This is a genomic window from Paenibacillus sp. Mc5Re-14 (genome assembly GCF_001049835.1).
Lineage (GTDB): Bacteria > Bacillota > Bacilli > Paenibacillales > Paenibacillaceae > Paenibacillus > Paenibacillus polymyxa_C.
On sequence record NZ_CVPD01000001.1, the window covers coordinates 4,847,608 to 4,869,018 of the forward strand.

At 47.3% G+C, this 21,411-nt stretch carries 26 protein-coding genes; all 26 read left to right on the forward strand.

The features are described 5' to 3' along the window. The 26 genes from BN1546_RS21975 to argR all read left to right on the forward strand — a co-directional run bounded on the left by BN1546_RS21975 (position 1) and on the right by argR (position 21,393). Positions 1–591 (forward strand): YqhR family membrane protein, encoded by a 591-nt coding sequence (locus tag BN1546_RS21975; protein WP_058829765.1) that lies wholly within the window; start codon positions 1–3, stop codon positions 589–591. 74 nt (positions 592–665) lie between these two features. Further along, the gene (locus tag BN1546_RS21980; RefSeq protein WP_040103444.1) at positions 666–1,739 is read left to right on the forward strand and encodes a M24 family metallopeptidase; all 1,074 of its coding nucleotides are present in this window, start codon (positions 666–668) and stop codon (positions 1,737–1,739) included. 33 nt (positions 1,740–1,772) lie between these two features. Then, positions 1,773–2,330 (forward strand): elongation factor P, encoded by a 558-nt coding sequence (gene efp / locus BN1546_RS21985; RefSeq protein ID WP_013371789.1) that lies wholly within the window; start codon positions 1,773–1,775, stop codon positions 2,328–2,330. Positions 2,331–2,525: 195 nt separating this feature from the next. Continuing rightward, on the forward strand, positions 2,526–3,779 hold the full coding sequence (locus BN1546_RS21990) for an aspartate kinase (RefSeq protein WP_013371788.1): 1,254 nt from the start codon (positions 2,526–2,528) through the stop codon (positions 3,777–3,779). Positions 3,780–4,169: 390 nt separating this feature from the next. Then, positions 4,170–5,165: a stage III sporulation protein AA gene (spoIIIAA, locus tag BN1546_RS21995; protein WP_040103445.1), complete on the forward strand. Its 996-nt coding sequence runs from the start codon at positions 4,170–4,172 to the stop codon at positions 5,163–5,165. Next, a complete protein-coding gene (gene spoIIIAB / locus BN1546_RS22000; RefSeq protein WP_040103446.1) occupies positions 5,158–5,676 on the forward strand; it encodes a stage III sporulation protein SpoIIIAB in 519 nt (172 codons plus the stop codon). Before spoIIIAA ends, spoIIIAB begins: the two co-directional genes overlap by 8 nt. A gap of 12 nt (positions 5,677–5,688) precedes the next feature. Continuing rightward, positions 5,689–5,892: a stage III sporulation protein AC gene (gene spoIIIAC, locus BN1546_RS22005; RefSeq protein WP_010345636.1), complete on the forward strand. Its 204-nt coding sequence runs from the start codon at positions 5,689–5,691 to the stop codon at positions 5,890–5,892. Between the two features lie 8 nt (positions 5,893–5,900). Continuing rightward, positions 5,901–6,290 (forward strand): stage III sporulation protein AD, encoded by a 390-nt coding sequence (spoIIIAD, locus tag BN1546_RS22010; RefSeq protein WP_013371785.1) that lies wholly within the window; start codon positions 5,901–5,903, stop codon positions 6,288–6,290. A 12-nt stretch (positions 6,291–6,302) separates the two neighbouring features. Continuing rightward, entirely contained in the window at positions 6,303–7,493 is a 1,191-nt protein-coding gene (spoIIIAE, locus tag BN1546_RS22015; protein WP_025675014.1) for a stage III sporulation protein AE, read from the forward strand. A gap of 38 nt (positions 7,494–7,531) precedes the next feature. Then, complete coding sequence (locus tag BN1546_RS22020; RefSeq protein WP_090738833.1) at positions 7,532–8,299, forward strand: stage III sporulation protein AF; 768 nt, start codon at positions 7,532–7,534, stop codon at positions 8,297–8,299. 16 nt (positions 8,300–8,315) lie between these two features. Further along, positions 8,316–8,957 carry a stage III sporulation protein AG gene (spoIIIAG, locus tag BN1546_RS22025; protein WP_013371782.1) on the forward strand — a complete coding sequence of 214 codons (642 nt, stop codon included), beginning with the start codon at positions 8,316–8,318 and terminating at the stop codon, positions 8,955–8,957. A 62-nt stretch (positions 8,958–9,019) separates the two neighbouring features. Then, a complete protein-coding gene (locus BN1546_RS22030; protein WP_058711536.1) occupies positions 9,020–9,841 on the forward strand; it encodes a SpoIIIAH-like family protein in 822 nt (273 codons plus the stop codon). A 138-nt stretch (positions 9,842–9,979) separates the two neighbouring features. Then, positions 9,980–10,471 (forward strand): acetyl-CoA carboxylase biotin carboxyl carrier protein, encoded by a 492-nt coding sequence (gene accB / locus BN1546_RS22035; RefSeq protein ID WP_013371780.1) that lies wholly within the window; start codon positions 9,980–9,982, stop codon positions 10,469–10,471. Between the two features lie 61 nt (positions 10,472–10,532). Beyond that, a complete protein-coding gene (gene accC, locus BN1546_RS22040; RefSeq protein ID WP_013371779.1) occupies positions 10,533–11,876 on the forward strand; it encodes an acetyl-CoA carboxylase biotin carboxylase subunit in 1,344 nt (447 codons plus the stop codon). A gap of 125 nt (positions 11,877–12,001) precedes the next feature. Then, complete coding sequence (locus tag BN1546_RS22045) at positions 12,002–12,415, forward strand: Asp23/Gls24 family envelope stress response protein (protein WP_013310820.1); 414 nt, start codon at positions 12,002–12,004, stop codon at positions 12,413–12,415. 73 nt (positions 12,416–12,488) lie between these two features. After that, on the forward strand, positions 12,489–13,028 hold the full coding sequence (gene amaP, locus BN1546_RS22050; RefSeq protein WP_040103448.1) for an alkaline shock response membrane anchor protein AmaP: 540 nt from the start codon (positions 12,489–12,491) through the stop codon (positions 13,026–13,028). Between the two features lie 15 nt (positions 13,029–13,043). Further along, entirely contained in the window at positions 13,044–13,277 is a 234-nt protein-coding gene (locus BN1546_RS22055; RefSeq protein WP_013371777.1) for a DUF2273 domain-containing protein, read from the forward strand. 136 nt (positions 13,278–13,413) lie between these two features. Further along, the gene (gene nusB / locus BN1546_RS22060) at positions 13,414–13,863 is read left to right on the forward strand and encodes a transcription antitermination factor NusB (RefSeq protein ID WP_013371776.1); all 450 of its coding nucleotides are present in this window, start codon (positions 13,414–13,416) and stop codon (positions 13,861–13,863) included. Between the two features lie 37 nt (positions 13,864–13,900). Beyond that, entirely contained in the window at positions 13,901–14,758 is an 858-nt protein-coding gene (gene folD, locus BN1546_RS22065) for a bifunctional methylenetetrahydrofolate dehydrogenase/methenyltetrahydrofolate cyclohydrolase FolD (protein WP_013371775.1), read from the forward strand. A 12-nt stretch (positions 14,759–14,770) separates the two neighbouring features. Beyond that, positions 14,771–16,138 carry an exodeoxyribonuclease VII large subunit gene (gene xseA / locus BN1546_RS22070; protein WP_013371774.1) on the forward strand — a complete coding sequence of 456 codons (1,368 nt, stop codon included), beginning with the start codon at positions 14,771–14,773 and terminating at the stop codon, positions 16,136–16,138. Next, positions 16,128–16,388 carry an exodeoxyribonuclease VII small subunit gene (xseB, locus tag BN1546_RS22075; protein ID WP_013371773.1) on the forward strand — a complete coding sequence of 87 codons (261 nt, stop codon included), beginning with the start codon at positions 16,128–16,130 and terminating at the stop codon, positions 16,386–16,388. Before xseA ends, xseB begins: the two co-directional genes overlap by 11 nt. Further along, positions 16,360–17,283 carry a polyprenyl synthetase family protein gene (locus tag BN1546_RS22080; RefSeq protein ID WP_064962911.1) on the forward strand — a complete coding sequence of 308 codons (924 nt, stop codon included), beginning with the start codon at positions 16,360–16,362 and terminating at the stop codon, positions 17,281–17,283. Before xseB ends, BN1546_RS22080 begins: the two co-directional genes overlap by 29 nt. Before the next feature lie 107 nt (positions 17,284–17,390). After that, positions 17,391–19,289: a 1-deoxy-D-xylulose-5-phosphate synthase gene (gene dxs, locus BN1546_RS22085; RefSeq protein WP_090738834.1), complete on the forward strand. Its 1,899-nt coding sequence runs from the start codon at positions 17,391–17,393 to the stop codon at positions 19,287–19,289. Positions 19,290–19,364: 75 nt separating this feature from the next. Continuing rightward, positions 19,365–20,216: a TlyA family RNA methyltransferase gene (locus BN1546_RS22090; RefSeq protein ID WP_090738835.1), complete on the forward strand. Its 852-nt coding sequence runs from the start codon at positions 19,365–19,367 to the stop codon at positions 20,214–20,216. A 234-nt stretch (positions 20,217–20,450) separates the two neighbouring features. Beyond that, positions 20,451–20,927 carry a hypothetical protein gene (locus BN1546_RS22095; protein WP_058711534.1) on the forward strand — a complete coding sequence of 159 codons (477 nt, stop codon included), beginning with the start codon at positions 20,451–20,453 and terminating at the stop codon, positions 20,925–20,927. A 16-nt stretch (positions 20,928–20,943) separates the two neighbouring features. Continuing rightward, a complete protein-coding gene (gene argR, locus BN1546_RS22100; protein WP_013371768.1) occupies positions 20,944–21,393 on the forward strand; it encodes a transcriptional regulator AhrC/ArgR in 450 nt (149 codons plus the stop codon). Positions 21,394–21,411 lie beyond the last annotated feature (18 nt).

Below are 21,411 nucleotides of genomic sequence, written 5' to 3' on the forward strand. Positions count from 1 at the left end.
ATGAGTGAAACTTACTCTATACCGAAAATAGGTCATGACCAGGAACAGTCTCGCGAATCTCAAGATCAACGTAATCATAATGACAACAGTAGTAGAGGCAGACAACAGTCAGGCAAAGTACATACACCGCTTATTCCCTTTGCACTTGAGCTGGGTTTTTTTGCGGGTTTGCTCTGGGGATTGCTGCGCTGGCTGTTTTATACGCTGCACTTTACAGTAGTGGCGCCTGGCTTTCTGGCAGAGCCGTTTTTTAAGCATTCGTTCATGAATACCATGGCAGGGCATTTGGTAGGGCTGCTGTTTTTTATTGCATTGTCCGTTGTAGCGTCATTGGTGTACACTTTGATTTTGCGCAGGTTTAATGGCCCTATACCCGGTATTATATACGGTCTGATTTGGTGGGTTGTTTTATTTGTGTTAACAGGTCCTAAGTTAGGGATGATGAACCCTCCTTATCGGTTAACATGGAATTCCATATATACGGAAGTTTGTGTATTTATACTGTGGGGACTATTTATCGGATATACCGTTGCAGTCGAGTATACGGATGAAAGAATGCGCGAGCCTGAGAAGGCTGGGGGCAGAACGTAACAAAAACTTCTCAAGCGCCTATCCCCTGTGTTAAAATAGCATTTGGTTATTTGACAGAGGGGAGCGGAATGAAGATGAAGAATGACCGGGTGCTAAAGTTGCGGCAGGCGCTGGGCGAGCATAATCTGCGGGCTATGCTGATTACTAGCCCTGTCAATCGTCGATATTTGACAGGCTTCACAGGTTCAGCGGGTTATGTGCTGATTACAGAATCCCATAGCTATTTGCTGACTGACTTTCGTTATATGACACAAGCGACCGAACAAGCCCAAGGCTTTACGGTAGTGCAGCACGCTGCGCAGGTCATGGAAACAGTAAAAGAATTGCTGTCCTCCCATCAGATTAGCGAAACAGGCTTTGAGCAGGATGATGTAACTGTTGCGACACATAAAGCTTACAGCGAAGATTTGTCACCTATTAAGCTGGTTCCGGTATCGGGCATTGTGGAAAAGCTGCGGGTGTACAAGGATGCGGAAGAGCTGGAAGTGATGCAACGGGCAGCGGATTTGGCAGATGCTACATTTGCACACATTTTACCTTACATCAAACCAGGAGTCAGCGAGCGTGAGCTGGATCTGGAAATGGAATTCTTCATGCGCAAGCAGGGAGCTACTTCTTCTTCATTTGACACGATTGTGGCATCCGGAGTTCGTTCGGCATTGCCTCATGGAGTAGCCAGTGCAAAGTTAGTACAAGCAGGTGAGCTGATTACGTTTGATTTTGGTGCGTTGCTGGATGGCTATTGCTCCGATTTGACCCGTACAGTGGCTACACAAGGGGATTTGGCGCCTCAGTTGCGCGAGATCTATGATATTGTACTTAAGGCGCAGCTACACGCACTCGAACATATTAAGCCGGGCATGACAGGCCGTGAAGCGGATGCGTTGACCCGGGATATTATTGCGAGCCATGGCTATGGAGACAATTTCGGACACAGTACAGGTCATGGTCTGGGTCTTGAAGTGCATGAATCTACACGTCTGTCGAAGGCAAGTGATGATATTCTGGAGCCGGGCATGGTTGTAACGGTCGAACCAGGTATCTATGTGCCTGGATTGGGCGGTGTACGGATCGAGGATGATATCGTTATTACAGATAGCGGCATCAAAGTATTAACGCATTCGAGCAAAGAATTTACAGTCGTTTAATAACGATAACAGTCCTGTAGGAGGGGTATTTTAGTGATTAACGTTAATGATTTTAAAACAGGTTTGACCGTCGAGGTAGACGGAGATATTTTTACAGTTCTGGATTTTCAACACGTAAAACCAGGTAAAGGCGCAGCATTCGTACGCTCCAAGTTGAAAAACCTGCGTAACGGTAATACGGTTGAACGTACATTCCGTGCGGGTGAAACAATTGGCCGGGCGCAAATCGAAAATCGTGGTGTATCTTATCTGTATGCTAGTGCAGACGATCACACATTCATGGACAACGAAACATATGATCAATTTACATTGTCCAGCGATCAACTGAAATGGGAGCTTAACTTCCTGAAAGAAAACATGAATGTAAACATCATAAGCTACAACGGAGAAATCCTGGGTATCAACTTGCCTACCAGCGTGGAGCTCAAAGTAATTGAAACAGAACCAGGTATTAAAGGGAATACAGCTACAGGTGCAACCAAAAATGCCAAACTGGAAACAGGTTTGAATGTTCAAGTTCCTCTGTTTATTAACCAAGATGACGTATTGTTAATTGATACTCGTGACGGCAAATACATGTCACGCGCATAGAATTTACAGTTTCTGGTATCCTCTGTCCTTGTTAAGGGCGGGGGATATTTTTATATATAGGAATATTAAAAAACATTGGCTCCACACAGCACTTTCGTATTATACTGTACTAAAGTTATGCCGCAGGATGTCACGTTCAAATCGTTTGGTGCCATCTCAAGGTTACATACTGTGAGTCTGAGGGAGTGAATATCGTTGTCTTTGTATGTCATGAAATTCGGAGGCAGTTCCGTCGGTGACACGGAGCGCATGAAACGCGTGGCAAAACGCGTCGTTGAGAAACAGAGTGAAGGGCATCAATGTGTAGTGGTCGTTTCCGCAATGGGAGACACGACAGACGAATTGATTGACCAGGCTAAATTATTAAATGAGCAGTTGCCTGCGCGTGAGCTGGATATGTTGATGACGACAGGCGAGCAAATTTCAATCGCATTGTTGTCGATGGCTATTCAGCAGCTGGGTCATGAAGCGGTATCGTTTACAGGATGGCAGGCTGGCTTCCGTACTGAATCTGACTTTGGTCGGGCACGGATTACGGATATTCAACCTCAGCGTGTGCTGGATGCACTGAGCAGCAACAAGATTGTTGTTGTAGCTGGTTTCCAGGGGATGTCTGCAGATGGAGATATTACTACGCTGGGACGTGGTGGTTCTGATACGACGGCCGTTGCGCTGGCGGCGGCGATTCAAGCGGATGCCTGTGAAATTTACACAGATGTGGACGGCATATATTCAACAGATCCACGAATTGTGAAGGTGGCACGTAAGCTAAAAGAAATTTCTTATGATGAGATGCTGGAATTAGCCAATTTAGGTGCGGCTGTTTTACATCCCCGTGCGGTAGAGTATGCCAAACATAACCGGGTACCGTTGATTGTGCGGTCCAGTTTTAACCATAATGAAGGAACAGTCGTAAAGGAGGATGCAGTAATGGAGCAAGGCGTTGTAGTCAGTGGAATTGCATATGATAAAAATGTAGCAAGAATCAGTATTTTGGGCGTTGCAGATATCCCTGGTGTACTGGCAAAAGTTTTCGGAACACTGGCAGCAGCCAAAATTGATGTAGACATTATTGTGCAGAGCGGGGTTGAAGCTGGAAAAGCAGATTTCTCCTTTACAGTAGCTCTGACGGATCGTGAAGCTGCACTTAAGACACTGGAAGGTATTCGCGGAGAGCTTCCATACCGTGAAGTAACGTCTGAGGAAAATCTGGTGAAGGTATCCATTGTAGGTGCGGGAATGGTTAGCCACCCGGGTGTTGCAGCGCAAATGTTTGCCGTGCTGGCCGAGCAAGGCGTTAGCATTAAAATGGTAAGCACATCCGAAATCAAGGTATCGTGTGTAATTGAAGCTGGAAAGCTTCATGAGGTTATTCAAGCGTTGCATACAGCTTATAATCTGGATACCGAGGAGCAAGCGTTTGTGGGCGGACCTAAAGACCGTCGTTAATAACATCAAATGATTTAGAGAAACGCTATAACGGGGAAAGGTCGATATATTATACGCTCCCTAGTTATAGATGGATAAATCATAGAATACAGCAGTAGGTTAAGAGGTTGTTCCATCAGTGAGAGTCAGACTGTGGAGCAGCCTCTTTTTGCTCTAAATCTAGCGTTTTTATTTAAGGGTATCCCTTAGCCGCCAAGGCTTAGGGGGAGCCTTTTTTATTATATAAAGCAGGGAAAGGGGCTTGAATGAGCGGGGGAAAGGTCCGCTGAGCGTGGATAGGAGTGAGCAAATGTTCGACTGAATTTTCAATATATTTTCGGCATAAAAAGCGAGAGTCAGCCATAGACTTGTCTTAAAGAAAAAGGACAACTGTGAGGGGGCGGCACTGGTATGGAATGGCTGGAGTTATTTCCGGAACCGTTGCACGGTATACTCGGAAGGCTTCCAGAAACCGTATTTAAGCAACTGGAAGAAATCCGGATCCGGGAAGGAAGGCCGCTGGAAGTTAATGCGAATGGTGATCATCATTTTGTTACGACTGCTGGTCGGCTGACTTTGAATCCTGTTGAAGCCTATAAGCCTAACCGCGAGGATGCCCACCGATTACTGGATTTTATCAGTAATCATTCCCTGTACACCATGGAAGAGGAGCTTCGCAAAGGGTTTATTACGATCCCTGGCGGTCATCGTATTGGCTTGGCAGGGAGAACCGTGCTCAACCGAGGGCGAGTAGAGCATTTGCGAGATATAAGCAGCTTTAATGTACGAATTGCTCGGGCCATTCCTGGCATAGCTGATCGGATATTGCCTTATGTAGCGGATCGAAAATCTGGAATGATACGGCATACGCTCATCTTGTCACCGCCTCAGCATGGCAAGACGACGTTGCTTAGGGACTTGGCTCGGCAACTGAGTTACGGAGGGATGGAAAGCAACGGAGGGCGACGAAATGGACTTAAGGTGGGTATTATAGATGAACGCTCTGAGATTGCTGGCAGTCACAAGGGCATCCCCGGTTTTGATGTCGGACCTCGCACCGATGTATTGGACGGATGCCCGAAAGCAGAGGGCATGATGATGATGATTCGCTCGATGTCACCGGATGTCCTGATTGTTGATGAAATCGGGCGGCCAGAAGATGCAGAGGCGGTGCGTGAAGCACTTCACGCAGGCATCGCAGTCATTGCTTCCGCACATGGTCGCGATGTGGCTGAAATGGCGAGCCGATCTGCCTTTGCTGGATTAGCTACAGGACAGGAGCTGTTCCAGCTCTACGTCATGCTGGAGCGGACGAGCCGGGGCCTCTCTTTTCGTCTGGCAGATGCCAAGCAGCGCAGGCTGACACTGCCTGGGGAAGGGCAGAGCGGGGGCATCTCCTATGCTTAAGCTGCTGGGAGCTGTCTTGGTTATACTAGCCACCACACTGGCAGGCTGGCAGCGGGCAAGGCAATTTGCCATGAGGCCGCAGCAAATCAGAGAGTTAATTCTCGCACTGCAAAGACTGACCACCGAGGTTTCTTATGGGGTGTCTCCGTTACCAGATGCTTTCGCCAAGACAGGAGAGCCCTTGCGAGAGCCGCTGCGCTCTCTGTTTCAGCAAGCCTCATGCTGGATGCACCCCTCTTTTGGCCTGACCGCCAGAGAAAGCTTGCATAAAGCGATTGAAGTTTCGTGGAGCCGTTCCTCTATGAAGCAGGCCGAGAAGGAAGCGATGCGTCAGCTTGCTTACAGCCTTGGAACCAGCGACCGTGAGGACCAGATCAAGCACATTGCGCTGACCATCCAGCAGTTATCCCATGAAGAAGCGCAGGCGCAGGCAGATCAGGTGAGATACGAGCGTATGAGCAGAAGCCTGGGACTGCTGATCGGAGCATTGATCGTCATTTTGATCTATTAGCGGGGTGCTCGAATGAATTTAGAAGTGAACGCAATTTTCCAGATTGCCGGAATTGGCATTATTATCGCTATGATTCATACCGTACTAAAGCAAATGGGCAAGGAAGACATGGCCCATTGGGTGACGGTCATCGGTTTCGTTGTAGTGCTGTTCATGGTGGTGCGAATGCTGGATAACCTTCTGCAAGAGATCAAATCTATTTTTCTTTTTCAGTAGGTGAACACATGGAAATCATTCAAGTGGTGGGCTTCGCCCTCGTTGCCACAGTCCTCATCTTAGTTATCAAGGAACAGAAGCCGATGTTTGCCTTTTTGATTGCAACAGCTGCGGGAATCGTCATTTTTTTGCTGCTGATTGGCAAGATCGGATCTGTGGTTGCCGTGCTGGAGCGACTGGCCAGGTCTTCAGGCATGGACATGATTTATTTTAAAACCGTATTAAAAATAATCGGTATCGCTTATATTGCTGAATTTGGAGCACAGATCGTACGGGATGCGGGACAAGACGGTATTGCTTCCAAGATAGAGCTTACTGGAAAGGTACTCATCATGGTACTCGCAATCCCGATTATCAGCATTATTATTGATACCATTCTGAAGCTGATGCCCGCCTGAGGGGGTGATGCCATGAAAAGGCTGGGGGGCATGCCGAATCTCAAAGTTATTGTGATTTTGCTGCTATGTCTCTGGTGCGCCTCGGCTGCGGTCCTCTTCGCAGATACACCTACAAACGAATGGATCAGACAACAGGCGGAGCAAATGCCCAAAGATGATGTTGAACATTATTGGGACGGACTCATGAAGCAATACGGCGGATTTTTCCCTGACCAGAAAACGCCTTCTTTCATGGACATGCTGCTTCCGGGTGGTGAAGGATTCAGCATAAAAGGTGTGTTGATTGCCATAGCTGATTTTTTCATCCATGAAATCCGGGTGAATGCCAAGCTGCTCGTCACCATCGTCATGCTCAGCATTATGAGTATGGTACTGGAAACGCTGCAAAGCGCTTTTGAAAGCAAGCAGGTCAGCAAAGTTGCCTACGCTATCGTGTACATGGTCATTATCATTTTGGCGATTAATAGCTTTAGTGTAGCGATTGGTTATGCCAAAGAAGCAATTGACAGCATGATTCATTTCATGATGGCGATGTTGCCCTTGCTGTTTACCATGTTGGCCTCGATGGGTAACGTTGTCACGGTTTCGGTGACCCACCCGCTGATTGTATTTATGATCAACACGGTCGGAACAGTCATTCATACGCTTGTTTTCCCGCTGCTTTTCTTCTCGGCTGTGCTGTACTTGGTCAACTCGCTCACGGGCAAATACAAGCTGACCCAGTTAGCTGATCTACTGCGGAACGCTGGTGTTGCCGTGCTGGGGGTGCTTCTGACTATTTTTCTAGGAGTCATTTCGGTACAGGGATTAACCTCTTCGGTTACTGACGGATTAACAATCCGTACAGCTAAATATATTACAGGTAGCTTTGTTCCGGTGGTAGGCAAGGCGCTGGCGGATGCAACTGATACGGTCATTTCGGCATCACTGCTCGTTAAAAATGCCATCGGTCTTGTGGGAGTCATCATTATTTTGTTCCTGTGCGCTTTTCCTGCTCTCAAGATTTTGACACTAGCTCTCATTTATAAAGTGACCGCAGCAATCATGCAGCCTTTGGGAGATACGCCTATTGTGGAATGTTTGGATGCCATCGGCAAGAGTATGATTTATGTTTTTGCGGCACTGGCGGCAGTGGGATTAATGTCCTTCCTTGCGATTACCGTCATGCTCGCAGCAGGCAACATGACGGTCATGATGAGGTGAATACATGCACATAATCCAACGAGAGGGAGGCGAGTGACGTGACCTGGCTGGGAGGCTGGCTCAAGGAACTAGTGCTAATCGTGCTGCTGGCTTCTTTTGTCGATATGATCTTACCGAGCCGATCTATGGAAAGGTATGTCAAACTCGTACTTAGCCTGCTTGTTTTGCTGACATTGCTGTCTCCGATTGTGCGCTTGCTGAGCAGCAGTCCCTCAGAGGTTCTGGGGCGAGCATTGGATCTGCAACGCCAGGCAGAGACAGGTAACAGGGAACCGACATTGGAGGAAATCTTAGCCAAAGGCAACAAGCTAAAGCAACAGCAGGAACAAAGCTCCATGCAATGGGCAGGCAAAGAGGTAGCTAAGGAAATGAAAGGGCAATTGGAGCAGTACACTGGGTTAGCAATTCAGTCGGTCCAGGTGACCCTTGCGCAGATTCAGCAGAAAGAATCGAGGCTAGAGGCAGGAACGGGTGTTCAGTCAGTAGTGGTCAAATTGGCGGAGCAGAAGGCAGAAAAAGAAAAAAACACAAACGTCCCGCCGGATACAGATATCAAGCCGGTTATCGTGGAGCCTGTAGCTGAAAAGACAGTGAATATTCGTGTAGAGCCGACACAGTCAAAAACCTCTAATCATAATGAAGGAACGCGAGAAGATGATCGTAGTCCTGACGGAACCACAGAGGATGGCAAACCTGCGGATCAGAAAGCTTTTGGCTTAATCACAGGCATTCTACGTGAAAAATGGGGGATCGACAGCACACATGTTCAGGTGATTAATTCGCAGGATGGAACACATGAATGGTAACAGGAGGTGATCCGAAATGGGTAAATGGAGGAAAAAGCTGGAGCAATGGATGGGTGGAGGGGGGGACGGAGCGAAAAAGTTCAATTCATTTCGTTGGCTACTTATTCTTGGCCTTATCGGTGTAGCGATCATGCTCTTTAATTCATTCGTTAATGTGAAAAAAGTCGACCCGGAAAACGTAGGGAGAGAACCGCCTGGCGTAATGAAAAATGAACCTGCGTTAGAAACAACGGTAGGTGAGGACAGTTCCTTTGCCGGAATCGAGAAGGCTTTTGAGGACAATATGAAACAGATGCTGGAGCAGATTGTTGGCGTAGGAACCGTCGATGTCATGGTTACGGTAGACTCTACCGAAGAAGTGATCGTTCAACGGAATGTGAAGGACATGCAGGAAGAAAATAACGAGACGGACGCCAATGGTGGACAAAGGCACACTACTCAATATACACGCGATGGTGAGATTGTCACCTATGAATCATCGGGCGGTCAGCACACTCCGATTGTTACCAAAAAAGTAAAACCACAGGTAAGGGGAGTGCTTGTGGTGGCTATGGGGGCAGAAAACCCTACCGTGAAGCAACTCATTGTAGATGCTGTGCAGAAGGGACTGAACGTACCTTCATACAAAATATCAGTCGTTCCGCGTAAGCAGGGATAATATGGAATTTAAGAACAAAGAAGTTAATATTGCAAACCACTTATGAATATGGAGGACAGAACATGAATAATAAAAGACAAACCGTTTGGCTGGTGTCCATGCTGAGTTTAATGGTGGTACTGTCTGCATATTATTTGTTTACGGAGGACTCTAGTCCGGCGAATCCGCCCGTGGCAGACAGCGAGCAGGTGAGCAAGGTTAAACAGGATGCTGCCCAGGAAGCAACGTCAAAGGCAGAAGAACAAATGAACGAACTGAAAGTAAATGAAGTGGTAACCAATGGAGAAGTAACTGACGGAACAGCAGGGACTTCCACAAAGGACACGGCTTCTACAACTGATCCAGCAACAGAATCATCAAAAGCCGGTAAAGACACAGCCGCCGCCCCTGCTACTGAATCGACTGCATCCGATCAAAACACAACTACAGCTAAGACAGACACGACAGCTAAAAGTGATGACAAAGCAGCTTCTAGCGCCAAAACCGACAAGCAGGTACTTGATCAAGTAGCAAACGAACAAGCAGCCCAACCAACAGCGGCAGCTGTGATTGACAACTATTTGCTGGAGCGGGATGTGGAAAATCAAAAGAAAAATGACGAGCTGACTACGGCAATGAATGATAGTACACCTCAGAAAGCTGCAGAGGCGCAAAAGGAATTACATGTACTTGAAGATAAACAGGCCAAAATTACCGGTATCGAAGAAGAGCTACAGCAGCAATTCGCCAATGCAGTCGTCCGCGAGGAAGATGCTGATAAATACAAAGTAGTGGTTCTGAGTGAAAAATTGGATGCTAAGCAAGCGGTAACGATTGTCGATAAAGTCATGAAGGAATTAAACGTTACGCAGGACAAGATCAGTGTCCAGTATGTTACACAATAAGACAAAAAACGCGAAAAAGCCCGGATTTCTGCACAATCCCGGGCTCTTTCTATTTTTAATGATTGTGATATAATACATAAAGCTGTTTCAAAAATGTTATCAGCAACCGGCAAAATGCTGAAGGAGTGATTAATAGAGATGTTTAAATTAAGCGAGATTAAGGAATTGATCAAGCTGGTGGATGAAACGTCTGTGCATGAGCTTGAAATTGAAAATGAAGGAACTCGCCTCATGATCCGTAAACCGGGCAAAAGCGAGATCGTTACGGTACAGGCTCCTGTAACAGCACCTGCTTATACAGTGGCGCCACAAGCTGCAATTCCGAATCCACAAGCACAGTCCGATGTTGGACATGCAACTGCTGGGGAACCGAAGGAATATGCAAGCAATCTACATAAAATCGTATCTCCGATGGTGGGCACTTTCTATAGTTCTTCATCCCCGGATACGGCCCCGTATGTGAGTATCGGCAGTAAAGTAGGCGATAAAACAACGGTATGTATTATTGAAGCGATGAAGTTGATGAACGAGTTGGAAGCTGAAGTGAAGGGCGAAATTGTTGAAATTTTGGCCGAAAACGGACAGTTGGTTGAGTATGGCCAGCCATTGTTCCTTGTGAAACCGGAGTAAGAAGCTTGTTTGTCCCCTTTTTTGAGGGTTCGGCAAGACTGCTCCCAGGGAGGATAAAGTCATGACATTTCAAAAAGTATTAATCGCGAACCGTGGAGAAATTGCAGTTCGTATCATTCGCGCTTGCCGCGAAATGAATATTTCGACAGTTGCCGTTTATTCGGAAGCTGACAAGGATTCGTTACATGTGCGTCTCGCAGATGAGGCTTACTGTATCGGACCGACGTTGTCTAAGGACAGCTACCTTAATTTTACGAACCTGATGAGTGTTGCTACATTAACTGAATGTGATGCCATTCATCCAGGTTACGGATTTTTGGCGGAAAATGCAGACTTCGCTGAAATTTGCGAATCGTGCAATATTACGTTTATCGGACCTTCTCCTGAAGCAATTAACAAAATGGGAGACAAGGCTGTAGCCAAGCAGACCATGAAGGATGCCGGGGTTCCGGTTATTCCAGGTTCAGACGGACTGGTTGAGGATGTGCAGGATGCAATCAGCATCGCACGCGATATCGGATATCCGGTCATTATCAAGGCCACAGCAGGTGGTGGTGGTAAAGGTATTCGTATCGCCGAAGATGAGGATAACCTTATTCAACAAATCACTACTGCTCAGCAGGAAGCGCAAAAGGCCTTTGGCAATGCGGGTGTGTATCTGGAAAAATATTTGACCGGTATGAAACACGTGGAAATACAGATCATCGCGGACAAGCATGGTAATGTTGCCTATTTGGGCGAACGGGACTGCTCTGTACAGCGTCGTCGTCAGAAGTTGTTGGAGGAAGCACCATGTCCAGTACTTTCGCAGGATGTTCGTGAAGAAATGGGACAGGCAGCTGTTCGTGCAGCTTTGGCCGTTCAATACTCTGGCGCAGGTACGCTTGAATTTTTGCTTGGCCCGGACAATAAATTCTATTTCATGGAAATGAACACACGTATTCAGGTAGAACATCCAGTAACAGAAATGATTACCGGTGTAGACCTGATTAAAGAAATGATTTCGGTCGCTGAAGGGCATCCGCTTTCCTTTACTCAGGAAGAAGTCACGATTAATGGCTGGGCAATAGAATGCCGCATTAACGCTGAGGACCCGGATCGTAATTTTATGCCTGCACCGGGTAAAATCGGATTTTATCTGCCTCCAGGCGGTCCTGGAGTACGGGTAGACAGCGCTGCTTATCCAGGTTATAGCATTCCTCCTTATTATGACTCTATGATTGCCAAGCTGATTGTATGGGCGCCTACACGGCAGGAGGCGATTGCCAAAATGAAGCGGGCTTTAGCTGAGTTTGCTATTGAGGGCATACCCACAACGATTTCTTTTCACCAGCGCTTGCTAGAGCATCCGACCTTTATTGAAGGCGATTTTGATATTAAATTTTTGGAGGAAAACGAAGTTTAATCGGTATATTTCCTCAGTTTGTCATAATGAACGCCAAATGATATAGTATGGATAATAAGTGAGCATGTCTGCTTTGATATCCAAAGCTGGAATGAAACTTATTTTGACCGAAAGGTGTTGAAGGTATGAGCACAGTGCCAACCGAATTCGAACGTACAGAAATTGGGGAAATTCAAATTGCCCCGGAAGTTATTGAAGTCATTGCCGGACTGGCTACCGTTGAAGTACCAGGTGTAGCGGGAATGAGTGGCGGATTTGCTGGCGGATTTGCCGAACTGCTAGGCCGCAAAAATTTATCTAAAGGTGTAAAAGTGGAAGTCGGACAGCGTGAAGCTGCTGTAGACGTCTCCGTCATTATTGAGTATGGTAACCGTCTGCCTGAGGTGGCTGCTGCTATTCAGCATAATGTTAAGCGTTCCATTGAAAACATGACAGGTCTTAACGTGGTAGAAGTGAACGTGCAAATTCATGATGTTCAATTCAAAAATGCTGAAAAAGTAGAAGAGCCGGAAGTGCTGGGCGCCGGACGGGTTAAATAGAGCGATACTTTGTACAAACCCCCGACCCTTATGGGTCGAGGGTTTACTCTAATTTAAGGAGGCTGTGCGTTTCGTGGCTAAAGTTATGGACAGACTTCTGCTGTTTTTGTACAGCTTAAGTATCGGAATTATTTCCATTCTCGCCATCCTCCTCCTGAGCGGGGCCATTCCGTATGTTTTAAGCATTGAGGATGAGCGAGTGGTGTGGTTTACCAGCTTGATTATTGCAGGAGTTCTGTTGTTATTGAGTCTTCGGTTTTTTTATATCTCTATTCGACGGAACCAAACCGTACAGCATTCTATTGATCAGCGAACCGAATATGGAGACATTCAGATTTCGGTGGATACCATCGAAAACCTGTGCCTCAAAGCGGCTTCCCGATTTCGCGGGATGCAGGATCTGAAAGCACGCGTTCGTGTGTTGGAATCGGGACTTGATATTACGATTCGGGCGATTGTTGACGGGGAAAGCTCCATTCCGGTGTTAACCTCCGAGGTACAAAAGGGGGTACACGACCATGTGGAAGAAATTACAGGAATTCCAGTATCCAATGTGTCGGTGTACATCGCTAATGTTTCTCAGTCACCAAGCTTTAAGAGTCGTGTGGAATAGAGGTGATTTTCCCTGATGCCCTGGAAAGAAATATGGGGAAGTTACAAGGGCCGGATCATGGGGATCACGGCCGGTATTTTTTTCGGTTTTATTTATTTGTGGGCAGGCTTTTGGAATATGTTGTTCTTTGCATTGATGGTGTTCATCGGATATACGCTAGGAAGACGTAGCGATTCAGCGCTTGGTTCATTCCTCCCTTGGAAAGAATGGAGCGAATGGTTGTCGCAACGTTGGCGTCCTTTTAAATGAACCCTGTGATACGTGTTCTCCAAAATACAGCTGTAGCTTATTTGCGCCCAACGGTTTTGGAGGATGCGTTCACAGGTTTTTTTGTGGAAATTGGTTAGAATGAAAAATAGATATAGGCAAGCGTAGGAGGCAGGGCATGAAAAGACGTCTGGCGAGGGAATTAGCGGTACAGAGTATGTACCATATGGAAATGAATGAAGTGGATGCGGCGGCAGCTGTAGACATGCTGCTTCAGGAAGCGGCTGAGGAAAACGAAGCCGAAGTTGTGATTAAAAACGCGGAAGTGTTAAGAGCATATGTTTTGGAGCATGTGCGTGGCACATGGGAGCACAAGGAAGCTATTGACGGGCTGTTGGCGGATTACCTGAAAGGCTGGCAGATCAGCCGACTTTCACGTGTGGATCGTCAAATTTTGAGGCTTGCGGTATATGAAATGATTTTCCGCGAGGATGTTCCAGCCAAGGTAGCAGTCAATGAAGCCATTGAATTGTCGAAGCACTTTGGAACCGAGGAATCGGGTAAATTTGTTAATGGTGTGCTGGGACGAGTTATACAAGAGCTGGAGCAATTGAAAGCACGTTTTTAATTAGAGACTACTGAATCAGGTTGGGGAGTGGTTAAACATGTCAGCACCGATCATTGATGGTAAACAAATCTCTCAGGATATCCGGGCAAGCATTCAGCAAGAGGTCATTCGTTTGAAAGAACACAGCTTTCAACCCGGACTGGCTGTTGTACTGGTAGGCGAAGATCCTGCTTCTCAGGTGTATGTTAAAAATAAGGAAAAGGCGTGTCATGATCTCGGCTATTACTCTGAGGTTCATCGACTGGCGGCAGATACTTCGCAAGAAGCATTACTGAAACTGGTGGATAAGCTGAATCATCAAAGTAATATCCATGGGATATTGGTGCAACTGCCATTGCCAAAGCATATTCAGGAAAAAGCTGTCATTGACGCGATTGCAGTGGAGAAAGATGTTGACGGATTTCATCCGGTAAACGTAGGAAACCTGGTCATCGGCGATGATAGCCTACTGCCTTGTACTCCCGCTGGAGTCATTGAGTTAATCAAGCGTGCTGGAGTAGAGATAGCTGGTAAACATGCAGTTGTTATTGGTCGCAGTAATATCGTGGGCAAGCCAGTCTCTTTATTGCTGCAGCGTGAAAATGCTACGGTTACGATGTGTCACTCTCGTACAGCGAATATGGCCGAGCTCAGCAGACAAGCGGATATTTTGGTCGTTGCCATCGGTAAAGCCAATTTTATTGATGCTTCGTTCGTAAAACCAGGTGCAGTAGTTATCGATGTGGGAATGAATCGTCTGGAGAACGGAAAGCTGGCGGGTGACGTTGATTTTGAGAGCGTAAAGCAAGTGTCCGGTCCGATTACGCCTGTTCCCGGCGGAGTAGGCCCAATGACGATTACAATGCTGATGCAAAATACGCTCGTAGCGGCCAAGCGGTCGTACGGTTTGGCATAAAGGCAGCTACCTGTGGCTGAACAACAACGTATTTATTCTATAAAGGACCTGAATCGTTATATCCGGATGAAACTGGAATCCGATCAGGTGCTGTCTGATGTATGGATACGCGGGGAGATTTCTAACTTTACGCATCATTCGAGTGGTCACATGTACTTTACGCTCAAGGATGAGGGGAGCCGGATACGTTCGATTATGTTTGCGACCCATAATAGACGGCTCCCTTTCGTACCAAAAGAAGGTACGCGTGTTATCGCCCGGGGAAACGTATCCGTGTATGAACGGGATGGACAATATCAATTTTATGCGACGCAAATGCAGCCTGACGGTATAGGCAGCCTTTATTTGGCTTATGAACAACTCAAACAAAAGCTTGATGCAGAAGGGCTGTTTGATACCGCTCGCAAACGGAATCTGCCCGCTCACCCGGCAACCATCGGTGTAATTACGTCACCGACCGGAGCGGCTGTGCGTGATATTATCACCACACTTCAACGCCGATACCCGCAGGCTGGAATCGTGTTGTATCCTGTTCTTGTGCAAGGAAAGGGTGCTGCCCCCTCGATCGTTAAGGCAATTGAAGCCATGAATCGTATGCAGGAGGTTCAGGTGATGATCGTCGGACGGGGCGGTGGCTCCTTAGAAGAACTGTGGGCATTTAATGAGGAAGCGGTTGCGCGTGCCATTTACGCATCGGTCATTCCTGTCATTTCGGCTGTTGGACACGAAACGGATTTTACCATTGCCGATTTTGTGGCTGACTTACGCGCAGCGACGCCGACCGCAGCAGCTGAGCTGGCTGTGCCTCACCAGGGAGAGCTTCGGGATCAGCTGCTCCAGCGGGAGCAACGGTTGCGCAACGCCCTTAGGCAGCGGCTGGAAGCCAGTCGTGAACGCTTGCTGAGGCTTCGGCGTTCGCCAGTGCTGCTGCATCCACGCCGCTACATGCTCCAGCATGCAGAGCGGATGGATATGCTGCATCAGCGTCTGATCCGCGCAGCAGCTAACCGTTCACGCTTAAACGCAGAGAAAAATGCTCGTATGCGTCAGGTACTAGAGCGGTTTAATCCGCGCGAACAAATTCGTTCGGCGCGCAAGCAGACGGATATGGCACAACGTCAGCTGGAGTCTGCGATGCGTGCGATCACAAAAACGGGACGGCAGCAGCTGCATACCGGAATTCGTCAGCTGGATGCGCTGAGTCCGCTCAAAGTCATGGCCCGAGGCTACAGCTTGGTATACGATGAGCAGGAGAAACGGCTGATCAAGTCGCTCAAAGATGTACAACCGGGAGATTCCATCAAGATAAAAGTGAGTGACGGGCAGTTAGACTGTCAAGTATGGGGAATGAAGGAGGACGCGAAGCACGGTGGCGAATGAAGCGGAATTGAATTTTGAAGCGGCCATGGCCGCTCTAGAAGAAATTGTCGGACAACTGGAGCATGGGGACGTTCCTCTGGAGCAAGCCATTGATTTGTTCCAGCGGGGGATGAAGCTGTCTCAGCTTTGCAGCCAGAAGCTGGAACAGGTCGAACGTAAAATTGAAATGATTGTGGAAGAGGATGGAGATTTGCGCAAGAAGCCTTTCGGTGGCGGATTGGATGAAAACGGCGGTGAAGGGCTTGAATAGACTGTCGTTCAAGGAATATTTGGCTGTGACGGCAGATGCAGTTTCGTCTGCATTGACCGAGCAGTTTCCGGCGCATTGGGACATTCCAGATGTCCTTCGAGAATCTATGAACTATTCACTGACCGCAGGCGGAAAACGGCTGCGGCCTCTGCTTTTGATCGCCGCTGCGGAAGCATTTGGTGGAAGCAGGGAAGCGGCGTTGCCAGTAGCATGTGCGGTAGAAATGGTACATACGTATTCCCTCATTCACGACGATTTGCCGGCGATGGATGATGATGATTATCGGCGAGGAAAGCTGACGAATCATAAGGTATACGGCGAGGCGGTTGCTGTTCTTGCGGGCGATGCTTTGCTGACCCATGCGTTTTATTGCATCGTGCAGGCAGGTCGTCTTCACGGTGTTTCTTCCGATGCGCTATTGTCCATAGTTGAGGATTTATCCGAAATGAGCGGCGCCAGAGGTATGGTAGGTGGACAGGTCGCAGATATGTCAGGCGAGCAGGGAATGACGGGGATCGAGGAACTGGAATATATCCACCTTCATAAAACGGCTGATTTGATCATTTTCTCACTCTTGGCAGGTGGACGGATTGCTGGGGCAGACAAGAGTCAACTAGAGGCGCTTCGCTGTTTTGGACGAGATCTGGGCCTGGCCTTTCAAATTCAGGACGATATATTGGATCTCGTAGGCGATGAAAGCAAAATGGGAAAAAAAACGCAGAGTGATGTTGAACAAGAGAAGGTTACCTATCCGTATTTCATCGGTATGGACGCATCTCTGCGACAAGTGGAGGAACTCACAGTGTCTGCCAAAAAAGTGATTGCAGAAGGTGGCATTCCCGATTCTTCGCGTTTGCTGGAGATAGCGGATTACCTGATGAAGCGTGATCATTAGTAGCATTAGAACTGGTTTGACTTGTCTGCGTTTAAGCACAGTCCAAAAGTGTGATATAATACTTGTTAACTTTACACACAAACTTGAAGGAAAGCGGGGAGATATGCGTGCTGCTTCCACACATAAAGCAACCAGGCGATCTGAAATCACTGTCGGTTGAGGAGTTGGCTTCTCTAGCCGAGGAAATCAGGAGCTTTTTGATTGAGAAGCTGTCCGTGACTGGGGGGCATCTGGCATCGAATCTGGGAGTGGTTGAGCTCACGATCGCCCTGCATTATTGCTATAACAGTCCAAAGGACAAGATGATTTATGACGTTGGGCACCAAGCCTACGTGCACAAAATATTGACAGGGCGAATGGATCGTTTTGATACACTTCGTCAGCGTGATGGACTTTGTGGTTTTGTAAAAAGAAGCGAGAGCGAGCATGATGTTTGGGAAGCTGGACATAGCAGCACTTCCCTTTCGGCTGCAATGGGGATGGCCTTGGCACGAGATTTAAAGGGCGAGGACAATAAAGTTATTGCAATGATCGGGGACGGAGCATTGACTGGGGGCATGGCCTTCGAAGCATTAAACCATATTGGTCATGAACGTAAAAATTTAATGGTCATTCTGAATGATAATGAAATGTCCATCGCCCCGAATGTAGGGGCCATGCATAATTATTTGAGCAAAATTCGCTCGGACCGTCACTATTTGCGGGCAAAGGATGAGCTGGAAGTTTTGCTGAAAAAAATACCCGCTATAGGCGGTAAACTTGCCAAATCGGCTGGCCGTGTCAAGGACAGTCTTAAATATATGATGGTGCCGGGTGTGCTGTTTGAGGAGCTGGGATTTACGTATCTTGGTCCGGTCGATGGACATGATTTGTCCAAGCTAATTGAGACTTTTCAGCAGGCTGATAACGTTACTGGCCCCGTATTAGTGCATGTCGTAACCACCAAGGGTAAAGGCTATAAACCTGCGGAGGCCGATTCGCACAAGTGGCACGGCATCAGTCCATACAAAATTGAATCAGGTCAGGTACTCAAAGCCGTGGGCAATCCGATGTATACAGAAATTTTCGGTAGAACGCTGATTGAGCTGGCTGAACAGGATGAGCGGATCATTGCGGTTACCCCTGCAATGCCTGGTGGATCAGGGCTAGTACCGTTTAGTAAAGAGTTTCCTACACGTATGATTGACGTCGGTATCGCTGAGCAGCATGCTGCAACCATGTGTGCAGCGTTAGCAATGGAAGGGATGAAGCCGGTATTTGCGGTGTATTCCACTTTTATGCAGCGTGCATATGACCAAATTGTGCACGATATTTGTCGTCATAATGCCAACGTGATGTTCGCGATTGATCGTGCTGGTTTTGTTGGTGCTGATGGTGAAACTCATCATGGCGTGTTTGATGTAGCATTCCTGCGTCATATCCCGAATCTGGTGCTTATGATGCCAAAGGATGAAAATGAGCTGCGCCATATGATGAAAACAGCACTTGACTACGAAGACGGCCCAATTGCTTATCGTTACCCACGTGTTAACGTGGTTGGTGTGCCATTGGATAATGAATTGCGGGCTATTCCCATCGGCAGTTGGGAGTTTCTGCGTAAAGGTGAGGGCTTCGCTGTAATCGCTTCAGGACCAATGCTCCAAGTGGCGACAGAGGCTGCGGAGGCGATGAAACGTGAGGGTATGCAAGTGGGCGTTGTGAATGCACGCTTCCTCAAGCCTTTGGATGAGGAGATGTTGCGTGAACTGGCCCGCCAGCATACGAAGCTGATCGTATTGGAAGAAGCTTCTGAAGCGGGAAGTTTGGGTAGCGCTGTACTGGAATTTTACGCTAAAGAAGAAACACAAGATGCACAGGTGCGCTTAATGGGGATTCCCGATCTGTTTGTGGAGCACGGCTCCATCAAAGAGCAGCGCGCTGAAGTGGGACTTACCGTTGAAGCTGTGTGCTTAAAGCTGCGTAAGTGGTCTGCTGAGCCAGCATATGGCATGGGGCAATCTGTATAGGGTAACTTAAAGTAAACAACATGATATTATAAAAAGTATGACAAGAGCAGCCTGGCTGCCTAAAGGGAGATTAACATGTCTGTTCCGAAGGAACGCATTGATGTATTGCTTGTAGAACAAGGTTTTTTTGAAAGCCGTGAAAAAGCTAAAGCCGCAATCATGGCAGGTCTAGTGTTGGCGGACAGCGAACGGATCGAGAAAGCGGGAATGAAGGTACCACGTTCCAGCGAGCTTAAAGTTAAAGGGGCGGTGCATCCGTATGTAAGCCGTGGAGGGTTGAAGCTCGAAAAGGCCATCCGTCAATTCGAGCTGGACATGAAGGGCAGGACGATGCTGGATATCGGTTCATCAACCGGAGGCTTTACGGATTGTGCGCTTCAGCATGGAGTTGAGTACGTGTATGCCATTGATGTGGGGTATAATCAGCTGGATTGGTCACTTCGTAATGATGAACGTGTATGCGTTATGGAGAAAACAAATTTCAGATATATGACACCTGCAGATTTGGGCGGTCCTGTGCCTAATTTCGCAAGTATTGATGTTTCTTTTATTTCGTTACGAATTATTTTGCCACCGTTGCTTGCATTGCTGCATCAACCTGCTGATATTGTAGCTCTAATTAAGCCTCAATTCGAAGCTGGACGCGAAAAGGTTGGGAAATCTGGCGTGGTTCGAGATCCTGCTACGCATAAAGAAGTGCTGCAGACCATCTTGATGTTTGCACATGAGCTTGGACTTTCATTGCAAGGCTTGGCCTATTCCCCCATAACAGGTGGCGAAGGAAATATTGAATTTTTAGCGCATTGGCGTTTGAATGGGCTTCCGGCGGCAGAATCGCAGCTGGAGAAAATGGATTTCAGTCCACTGATTGAACAAACTGTTCAGGAAGCAGGTCAGACTTTTAATAATGGCCCATCGCGTAAGTGACATTCAGGGGTTCTCCATGAGTTCTGTGAACTTAAGAGAACCTCTTTTTGGTGTGAGGGATTGATTGTAGAACTCACGTTCGCCTATAATGAGATGTATAATTGCGGATATTCATTTTCATTCACACAGATGTGATGAACCCAATTGAATATCCGGTCGCAGGTACAGCGTACCTGTATGAAGAAAAGGGATTTTACATCTTGTCCTAGAATATGTCCATGAGGTGATCGGTTCATGGACACGCGATACGATACGGTTATCATCACTGTGATCGGGGTGATATTAGGGATATGGGCTTTATATAGCCTGCGTGCCTGGTTAAAAGAGCCGGGACCGCTTGTGCTAAAAACGATACCAATTAACGAGGAATTGAACGAAGGACCTGCTGTGGACCAACTAGAAGAAGCAGGGTATGAAGTGGTGGGCGGGAAAATGAAAATACCGCTTGCTTTTAAAGTGAATGGACATACCGTGTATAGCCGTTTGTTTATTGATTACGTAGCTGTACGTAACGGTTCGACATATATGGTCAAAACGTCACGCCGCAAGAAACCGATGGAGTGGAACGGTCCTGATTTACGGGACAGGCTTATGCCTTATTTGCTGCTCTATCCGGGCTGTGCGGGGGTATTGTACGTTGATACGGACGAGAAAAGTATTCGCCTTATTACATTAGTGGAAGACCTCGAAGAAGAGGAATATGAAGGTTAATCCATAGGAGGATTATATGAAGGGTCAACGACATATTAAAATCAGGGAAATTATTTCACAACATGAGATTGAAACGCAGGATGATTTAGTTGAAGCATTGCGTGAGGCTGGTTTCCAGGTCACGCAGGCAACTGTATCCCGGGATATCAAAGAACTGCTGCTCATAAAGGTTCCAATGGACGATGGCAGATATAAATATTCGATGCCTTCAGACCAGCGCTACAATCCGACGCAGAAACTGAAACGTACATTGGTTGACAACTTTTTGCATATTGACTACACAACCAATCTGATTGTGATGAAGTGCCTGCCAGGAACAGCTAACTCGATTGCTGCTTTATTAGATAATATTGAATGGTCTGAGGTCATGGGTACGATCAGCGGGGATGACACCATTTTGATTATCTGCCGATCGGAAGAAAATAGTGAAACTATCGTGAATCGTCTTATGGGCTACATTTCCTAATTATAAAGTACGCATATT